We start from the raw sequence: 3,262 nt of genomic DNA on the forward strand, positions 1-3,262 counted from the left end.
GCGGTCTCCGGCTGGGCCCAGGCCGGCCACCTGCCGTACACCCTGGACCTGCCCCCGTCCGCCGGTGCGCCGGCCGCGGCGGCCGGCCCGGGCGAAACGCCCGCCGCGACCGGAGTACCGGCGGGCACCGCGCCCCGGACCGAGGTCCCGGCCGGCGTCGAGGAACGGATCCCCTACGCCGCGGAGCGCTGACAGGCGTACGTCCTTCCTGTCCCGGCCGCCGGTGCGGCGGCCGGGCCGGGCCCGCGACCCCCGGGCCCGGCACACCCCCACTTCCCGGCCGTGGAGCACTCCGATGCACTTTCGCCACGGCGCGCGACACCTCGGCGCGTCGCGCGTCACCCTGCTCACCGAAGGCACCTACCCGCACAGTCACGGCGGTGTGAGTGTCTGGTGCGACCAGCTCGTCACCGGCATGCCCGACATCGCCTTCGACGTGACCGCGGTCACCGGCACCGGCCGTGAGCCGGTCGTCTGGGACGTCCCCGCCCACGTCGGCCGCATCGTCTCCGTCCCCATGTGGGGTCCTGCCCCGGACGGGCGCGCCCCCCGCGGGCACCACCTCGGGCGGCTCGCCGAGTCCTACGAGCGGTTCGTGGCCGCACTGCTCGACCCGCACGCCGAGGACGGCTTCGGCCCGGCCCTCCACGCGCTCGCACGGGCCGCCGAGGACGGCCGGCTCAGCCCGTTCCTGCGCGGGGACCGGGCCATCGGCATCCTGACGGCCCTCTGGAACCGGCCCGGACTCGCGGTGCGCGAGGCCCGGCCGACGCTTCAGGACGCGGTGACCGCGACCACGCTGCTGGAGCACGCGCTGCGGCCGCTGGCCGCGCCGCTCCCGGAGACGGGTGTGGCGCACGCGGTCAGCGGCGGCGTGGCGGTCCTGCCGGGCCTCGCCGCGCTGGAACGGCACGGTGTGCCGCTGCTGCTCACCGAGCACGGCGTCTATCTGCGCGAGCGCTACCTCGGCTACCGCACCGGCCCCTACCGCTGGCCGGTCAAGGCACTGCTGCTCGGCTTCTTCCGGCTCCTGGCCGAGGAGACCTACCGCCGGGCGGCCCTGATCACCCCGGGCAACCGCTACAACCGGCTCTGGGAGGAGCGCGGCGGCGCCGCGCCCGAGTCGATCCGGACGGTCTACAACGGCGTGGACCCCGCCGCGTTCCCGCCCGCCGGCCCCGAACCGGCCGACCCCGTGCTCAGCTGGGCCGGCCGTGTCGACCCGATCAAGGACCTGGAGACCCTGATCCGTGCCTTCGCCCTCGTACGCGCGCGGGTGCCCGCCGCGCGGCTGCGCCTGTTCGGCGGCACGCCGCGCGGCGGGGAGGCGTACCGGGACCGGTGCGAGGCCCTGGCCGCGGAGCTGGGCCACGCCGGTGCGGTCACCTTCGAGGGCCGCGTCGAGGACATCAGGGACGCCTACGCGGCGGGCAACGTCGTGATGCTCTCCAGCATCAGCGAGGGCTTCCCCTTCACCCTGATCGAGGCCATGTCCTGCGGGCGGGCGACCGTGTCCACGGACGTGGGCGGCGTACGGGAGGCCGTCGGCGACACCGGTCTCGTGGTGCCGCCCCGCGATCCGGCCGCGATGGCCGCCGCGGCCCTGGAGCTGCTGGCCGACGCCGGACGGCGCCGGAGGATGGGCGAGGCGGCCCGGCTCAGGGTGATCGAGCAGTTCACCCTCCGGCAGACCGTCGACACCTTCCGCTCCATCTACCTGGAGCTGTCGGCGTCCGGCGCCCGGAGCGGGCTCGCGGCCGTCGGGGAACGCGCGCCGGCGACGGCGGGCAGAGCACCGGTCAGGAGCGCGGCCGGATGAGCGGACCCATGTCGCTGGAGCCGGGCGGCGCGGAGCAGGACACACTGGCCCTGCGCCTCGCCGGCCACCGCCCGCTCTCTTCGCGCCTCACCGATCAGCACACGCTGGCCCTGGTCCTGCCCGGCCACGGGGCGCGGCGCGACGCGGTGGACGGGCTCGCCGCCGAACTGGCCGACCGCATCGCACCCGCGGTTCACCCTTATGAGGTCGCCGCGCTGCTGGAGTCCGAGGGGCTCACCGGTGAGGTGATCCGGAAGACGTACGGACACGCCGATCTGTTCTCGCTGGCGACCGCGTTGTACCAGCGCGTACCGCGGACGTTCCCCGAGCCGCCGCGGCCCGTCGATCCCTGGCGGCCTGACCATCTGCGCTGCGCCTTGCGAGGCCTGCTGTTCGCGCTGCCCGGCCTCGCCTACGCGCTCGCCGGGCAACTGCTGCCCCCTGACGGCACGGTGCGGGCGCTGGTGGTGGCCGGGCTGATCTCCTGGGCCTGGAACCAGGCACTGGGCCACCGGGCTTACGTACGCCTGGCGAGCGGGCGCCCGGAGGCGGGTCGCACCCTGGCGAAGGGTGCGCCGCTGGGCGCTGTCACGGCGGCCGTCGCCGGAGCCGCGCTCTCGGGGCCGGGCGTGACGGCCCTGGCCGTCGTGGCCCAGTCGGCGTACCTCGCGGCGGCCGGTGTGCTGCTCGTGCTGGGCCGCGAGCGGCTGCTGCTGGCGGTCCTCGTGCCGGTCACCGCAGGCGGGACGGCACTGCTGTGGTGGGAGCCCGGGACCGTGCTCCGGGCCGGGCTTCCGCTGCTGTCGCTCCTCGGCACGGTCGCCGCGGCCGGCTGGGTGCTGCGCGCCACCCGCACGGCGCCCGCCGCAGCCGGTGCCGCGCGTCCGGGGCTGTGGCCGTCCCTGCCGTACGGGCTGTTCGGACTGGCCGCCGGGTCGCTGGTGTTCCTGGCGGGCCGGGACCATCCCTGGGGGGTGATCGTGCTGACCCTGAGCATGGGGCCGGCCGAGTGGCTGCTGTACCGCTACCGCGGACTGTCGGTGGCGGCTCTGCGGTCCACGAGGACACCCGCCGGGTTCCGGGCCCGCTCCGCCGCCGTTCTCGCCGGCTGCCTGCTCGTGTATCTCGGTCCGCTCGTCCCGGCGGCGCTGCTCGCGGGCGCCGAGCCCGTCACCCTGCTGCTGCTCGCCGCCGCGCTGTGGCTCTCCCTGCTGCTCCAGGCGTTCGGCACCGCCTGGCCGCCGGCGGCCCTGTGCCTCACCGCGGCGGTGTCCGCCGGCGCGGTGATGCTGACCGGCGCCCCGCCGGGCGCCGCGGCTCTGCCGCTGTGCTGCGGCGGCGTCGTGCTCTGTCTCACCGCGGTGGCCGTACGGCGGCTGGGCCGCCCGGCCGCCCACGGCTGAGGCCGCTCCACCGGCCGCGCACGTACCACCGCACCGCCCC

Annotated in this window: 3 protein-coding genes; all 3 read left to right on the forward strand. The window is 76.6% G+C overall.

Annotated elements, in window-relative coordinates:
• The coding region (locus VN520_RS28815) for a hypothetical protein (RefSeq protein WP_414719977.1) at positions 1 to 192 on the forward strand (192 nt) is incomplete at its 5' end.
• Between the two features lie 103 nt (positions 193 to 295).
• Positions 296 to 1,819, forward strand: a complete 1,524-nt coding sequence (pelF, locus tag VN520_RS28820; RefSeq protein ID WP_325749886.1) for a GT4 family glycosyltransferase PelF — start codon at positions 296 to 298, stop codon at positions 1,817 to 1,819.
• Complete coding sequence (locus VN520_RS28825) at positions 1,816 to 3,222, forward strand: hypothetical protein (RefSeq protein ID WP_325749887.1); 1,407 nt, start codon at positions 1,816 to 1,818, stop codon at positions 3,220 to 3,222. Before pelF ends, VN520_RS28825 begins: the two co-directional genes overlap by 4 nt.
• Positions 3,223 to 3,262: the final 40 nt, after the last annotated feature.

The organism is Streptomyces sp., assembly GCF_035563135.1.
In the GTDB taxonomy this organism is placed as follows: Bacteria; Actinomycetota; Actinomycetes; order Streptomycetales; family Streptomycetaceae; genus Streptomyces.